5 protein-coding genes are annotated in these 5,391 nt (G+C 71.9%); all 5 read right to left on the bottom strand.

All coding sequences use genetic code 11. The features are described 5' to 3' along the window. Positions 1-122 precede the first annotated feature (122 nt). The 5 genes from MOQ72_RS43800 to cobC all read right to left on the bottom strand — a co-directional run bounded on the left by MOQ72_RS43800 (position 123) and on the right by cobC (position 5,246). Complete coding sequence (locus MOQ72_RS43800; RefSeq protein ID WP_308198077.1) at positions 123-1,358, bottom strand: ROK family transcriptional regulator; 1,236 nt, start codon at positions 1,356-1,358, stop codon at positions 123-125. Between the two features lie 151 nt (positions 1,359-1,509). After that, entirely contained in the window at positions 1,510-2,610 is a 1,101-nt protein-coding gene (locus MOQ72_RS43805) for a bifunctional RNase H/acid phosphatase (protein WP_242191979.1), read from the bottom strand. Next, the gene (locus MOQ72_RS43810) at positions 2,607-3,338 is read right to left on the bottom strand and encodes a zinc ribbon domain-containing protein (RefSeq protein WP_242191980.1); all 732 of its coding nucleotides are present in this window, start codon (positions 3,336-3,338) and stop codon (positions 2,607-2,609) included. The genes MOQ72_RS43805 and MOQ72_RS43810 overlap by 4 nt, the downstream gene beginning before the upstream one ends. Next, on the bottom strand, positions 3,335-4,192 hold the full coding sequence (locus MOQ72_RS43815; RefSeq protein WP_242191981.1) for a Nif3-like dinuclear metal center hexameric protein: 858 nt from the start codon (positions 4,190-4,192) through the stop codon (positions 3,335-3,337). Before MOQ72_RS43815 ends, MOQ72_RS43810 begins: the two co-directional genes overlap by 4 nt. Before the next feature lie 4 nt (positions 4,193-4,196). Further along, positions 4,197-5,246, bottom strand: coding sequence for an Rv2231c family histidinol phosphate aminotransferase CobC (cobC, locus tag MOQ72_RS43820; protein ID WP_242191982.1), 1,050 nt, complete (start codon positions 5,244-5,246; stop codon positions 4,197-4,199). Positions 5,247-5,391: the final 145 nt, after the last annotated feature.

The raw sequence follows: 5,391 nt of genomic DNA on the forward strand, positions 1-5,391 counted from the left end.
CGCGCCCCCCCCCCCCCCCCCCCCGCCCCCCCCCGGGGGGGGGCCGGGGGGGGGCCGCGCCAACGCGGGTGGGCGCGGTTTTGCGCACCCACGACCCCGGATCGCGTGGCGTCTTAATCGTCTCATCGCGCCTCCTCCTGCTGGTTCTCCGAACCGGATCGGATTCCCACCGCGGTGGCGGGCAGGCCGAAAACCCGCTCCCGGGCGAGGCCAAGGGCCACTTGCAATGCGCCCGCGCGCACCGCGAGCTCGGTGCACTGCGCTGGTTCCACCGGAGTGCGCGGCACGACGAGCCGGTGCAGTTCGGCGGCGACCAGGTCGGCCAGCGGCTGACCGCCCGCCTGCGCCAGCTCAGCGGTCAGCAGCACGACTTCCGGGTCGAGGACGCTCACCACCCCGGCGACGCCGGTCGCGATGCGCCGCGCCAGGTCGGCCAGGAACTCCTGACCGGCCGTGCCCGCCGTGCGGGCCGCTTGCACGGCGGCCGCGCCATTGCGGGTTTTCAGGCCGTGCGCGTGGGCGAGTTCGTTGATCGACCGGTCGCTGAGCAGGCTGCCGAGCCGCGCGCCGGTCCGGTCGACACCGGTGTCCAGCCGGGCTCGGTCGGGCACGTGCATCCAGTCGATCTCACCGGCACCGCCGGTGACCCCCCGGTGCAGCACGCGGTCGATCACGACCGCGCAGCCGAGCCCGTCGCTGAGCCAGATCAGCACGAAGTCCCGGACCTGCCGGGCCCGGCCGGTGGTCATCTCGACGAGCGCGACCAGGTTGACGTCGTTGTCCACGATCACGTCGGCGCCCAATTCGGCGCGCAGCCGACCGGGCAGGTCGAAGCCCTCCCAACCGGGCAGGTGCGGGGCGAAGCCGAGGTGTCCGGTGGCCGGGTTCACCGCGCCCGGTGAACCGATCACGATCTTGGCGAGCTGCTCGGGCCGGAGGTCGACGCGTTCGGCGGCCCGCGCCATCGCGTCGATGAAGACCTGCGGCGCGTCGTTGCCGGAGGGCAGCGCGCTGCGCTGCTCCACCCGGATTTCGCCGGTGATGTCGGCGATCACGATGTCCACGTCGTCCGGCGTCAGGCTCACGCCCGCGACGTGCGCGAGAGCACCGTTGACCGACCACATCTGCGCGGCTGGGCCGCGGTTGCCGCCGCGCAGTTCGCCGCGGCGCACCATGCCCGCCTTCTCCAACCGGGCGAGCAGCGCGACGGTCGCGGGTTTGGACAGGCCGATGGCGGCTTCGAGTTCGGCGCGGGTGAGCGCACCTCGTCGCAACATGGCCTCGATCGCGGCCCGATCGTTGATCTCCCGCAGCAGCCGCGGACTACCGTCCCGCGCCGCGCGCTCGTCCGGTGCCACCCGCACCCCTATCCGTTAACTTCCCATACGGTTTCAGGGCACGCTAGTAACGAGCGTCACACGTGTCAATCAGCCATCACCGGCGAACGGCACTCCCACCTGGGGTTGGCGTCGCAGGTGGGCGAAGCTCCCGCTGGTGTCCCGAACCAGGTCAGGACCAATGGGAGATGTCGTTGACCAGGCGGACCGACGCGTTGCCGTCCGGGTAGAACTCCACAATGGACAGCGAGGCCAGGTCCAGGTGCAGGCGGTAGAACAGCTGCGGGCCGACGCCCAGGGCCAGCCGCAGGAACGCCTTGATCGGGGTCACGTGGCTGACCACGATGATCGTGCGGCCCGCGTAGCGCTGGAGCAGGTCGTCGCGGGTGGTGGTGACCCGCTCGAAGACCTCGTCGAGGCTTTCGCCGCCCGGCGGCCGGACGGTGGGGTCGCCGAGCCACTCGCGGTGCAGCCGCGGGTACTGGTCGGCGGTCTCCAGGAAGGTGAGGCCCTCCCAGTCGCCGAAGTCGGTTTCCAGCAGGCCGTCGTGGAGGTGCAGGTCGCCGCCGATGGCGTCGACGACCGCCTGCGCGGTCTGCCGGGTCCGGGTCAGCGGCGAGGCGATCACCGGCGCGACGCCGTCCGCGGTGATCACCCCGTCCATCGCGGCGAGCCGCTTCCCGGCCGCGCGCACCTGCCGCTCGCCGAGCTCGGTCAACGTGACGTCGCCGCGACCGGAGTAACGCCGGTCGACCGACATCGGGGTCTGCCCGTGGCGCAGCAGGAACACCTTCGTGGGCGTCCCGTGGGCGCCGAGCCATCCGGACGGGCGGATCCGCGCCGACTCGTGGCCCTGCTCGGCACCGGCCTGCTCGTCCATCGCCTGGTTGGCCAGCCGGTCGGCGTGCGCGTTCCGGTCACGCGGCACCCACTCGAAGTCCACCCGCTCGAACCCGGCGACCAGTCGCCTCGCCTCGGCGGCCAACGGCCGCAGGTTCTCGTGCTTGACCTTCCAGCGCCCGGCCATCTGCTCGATGACCAGCTTGCTGTCCATCCGCACCTCGACCTCGGCCGCACCGACCTCGGCCGCGGCCCTGAGCCCGGCGATCAAGCCCTGGTACTCGGCCGCGTTGTTGGTCGCGATGCCCAACCCGATCGAGCGCTCGACCAGCACCGCACCTGATTCGGCGTCGCGGACCACGGCACCGCACCCGGCGGGACCGGGGTTGCCGCGCGACCCGCCGTCGGCCTCGACGACCACCCGTGAGGTCACCGGTTCCCCCCGGTGCGCACCAGGATCGCGCCGCACTCCTCGCAGCGGACCACGTCGTCGGCCGCCGCCTCGCGCACCTCGTTCAGCGCGGTGCGGTCTATCTCGATGCGGCACGCGCCGCACCGGGCACCCTGCAGGAGTCCAGCCGCGACGCCGCGCTGCGCGCGGATCCGTTCGTAGAGCGCGGCGAGGTCATCGGGCAGCGCCTTGACGATCATGTCGCGCTCGCCCTTGCGGCGCACCTCGGCCGCTTCGAGGTCGGCGAGCGCCTCGTCACGACGCGACTGGACCTCCGCCAGCCGCTGCTCGGCCGCGTCGACCGCCTCACGCGACTTCGTCACGTTCGTTTCGAGGGCCTCGCGCTGCTCCATGACCTCCAACTGCTCGTCTTCGAGGATGCCCTGGCGCCGAGCCAGCGTCTGCAGCTCGTGCTCCAGGTCCTCCAGCTGCTTGGCGGACCCACCGGCCGCCATCAGCTCGCGGTCCCGCTGCCCGCGGGCGCGCACCTGCTCGACCTCGTTCTCCAGCCTCCTGACCTCGCGGTCCAGATCGCGGTACGCGGTTTCGGCGACCACCAGCTCATCCCGCTTGGCCCGCACATCGCGCTCGGCCTGCCCGATCTCCGCCAACTCGGGCAGCGTGCGGCGGCGGTGCTCGACGCGGTTGAGCTCCGCATCGGCCTCCGCGAGGTCGAGCAGGCGTCGCTGAACGGCGGGGTCGGCTTTCACGCGGGCGCCCTCCCTGGGTCGGATGCCGCACCAGCGTGCACGGTCCACGGGTCGGTGCGGCGGGTGGAAACGAGGACTTCGACTGTATCCGGCAACGCGGCGGCCACGGTGTCCGCGGCCTGCTGGCACCACGGCCACTCGCTCGCCCAGTGCGCGACGTCCACCAGAGCCGGTACGTCGGTGCCGGGGACGTCGGCCCGCGCGATGTGCTCACCGGCCGGGTGGTGCCGCAGATCGGCGGTCACGTACGCGTCGACCCCGGCTGCCACGGCAGTGGCCAGGTAGGAGTCACCCGCACCGCCGCACACCGCGACCGTGCGGATCGGCCGCTCGGGATCACCCGCGCCGCGCACGCCCCACGCCGTGGTCGGCAGGTTGTCCGCGACGCGCTCGACGAAGTCGCGGAACGGTTCGGCTTCGGGCAGCTCCCCGATGCGCCCCAGGCCGGTGTCGGCACCTTCCCCGTGCGGCACCAACGGCCTGGTCACGGTGAGGCCGATGGCCTCGGCCAGCGCGTCCGACACCCCTTGCAGCGCGCTGTCGGCATTGGTGTGCGCGCAGTACAGGCCGATCCCGGCCCGGATCAGCCGGTGCACGATCCGCCCCTTCGGATCGTCGGCAGGCACGCCGTGCACCCCGCGCAGCAATAACGGATGGTGCGAAACCACCAGCTGCACACCGAAATCCACGGCCTCGTCCACAGTGGCCTCGACCGCGTCCACGCAGAACAGCACGCGCTGCACCATGGCCCCCGGGTCGCCGCACACCAGACCGACCGCGTCCCAGCTCTCGGCCAGCTCGGGCGGATACGCCGCCTCCAGCGCGTCGATCACCTCTTGAAGCCGAACCGCCATTTGTTCACCCCCATCTCAAGACATCTCGAAAAGCCTTGACCAGCAAAGCGTTCTGCGCCGGATCGCGCACCGCGACCCGAAGGTGGTCAGGGCCGAGACCAGGAAACGTATCACCGCGGCGAACCGCGATGCCGTGCTCCCGCAGCGCTTCGCGCACCTGCGCTCCGTTCGCCACCTGGAGCAGCAAGAACGGGGCGCGAGCTGGCAATGCGATGCGCAGCCCGGGGATGTCGGCCAGATCCGCGACCAGCCGGTCCCGGTGCGCTTCGAATTCCACTGCCGCCTGGTCGGATTCGGCCAACGCGGCCGACTCGCAACAAGCGATCAGCGCCTCCAGCACCAAGGCGTTGACCGGCCAATGTGGACGGTTGCGGGCCAGTCGCCGCAACAACTCGGTATCCCCCAAGGCGTATCCGGCGCGCAAGCCAGGCAAGCCCCACATCTTGGTCAGGCTGCGCACTACCAGCAGTCCCGGTTCGCGGCAACCGGCCAGCGATTCCGGCTCGCCCGGCACGGTGTCGCTGAACGCCTCGTCGACCACCACCACCCGACCGGGCCGCAACAGCCGCCGGATCTCGGCCGCCGGATGCAGCACCGACGTCGGGTTGGTCGGATTGCCCAGCACCACCAGATCCGCCTGCTCGGGCACCGCTTCCGCACGCAGTCGATAGCCGTCGGCCGGGTCCAGCCGCACACGGGTCACCTCGACGTCTGCGGCGCGAAGCGCCACCTCGGGCTCGGTGAAGGAGGGGTGCACGAGCGCAGCGAGGCGGGGGCGCAGCGACGGCAGGAGCGCGAAGCCCTCCGCCGCGCCAGCGAGCACCAGGACCTCGGCCGCGGCGCGGCCGTGGCGAGCGGCGACAGCCGCGCGAGCCGCGAGGTCGTCGGCGGCGGACGGGTAGCGGCCGAGGCGGTCGAGCGCCGCCGTCAGGCGGTCGCGGAGCCACGCCGGTGGGCGGTCGAGGCGGACGTTGACCGCGAAGTCGAGCAGGCCGCGCTCGGCGTCGACATCGCCGTGGTGCCGCAACGAATCCCGATCGTGCCCGCTGTCCATCGAGGGCAGTCTAAAGGGGTCGTGAGTGGCAAAGCGGGCTCCAACCGGCTTTCGGGCAACCCCCACCCCGACCCCCCCCCCCCCCGGCAGAACAAGGAAATGAGACAGCGGCACAGACGGAGCGACCGAAGAAAAAAAAAAAACA

This window comes from Saccharopolyspora soli, from assembly GCF_022678645.1.
Taxonomy (GTDB): domain Bacteria; phylum Actinomycetota; class Actinomycetes; order Mycobacteriales; family Pseudonocardiaceae; genus Saccharopolyspora; species Saccharopolyspora soli.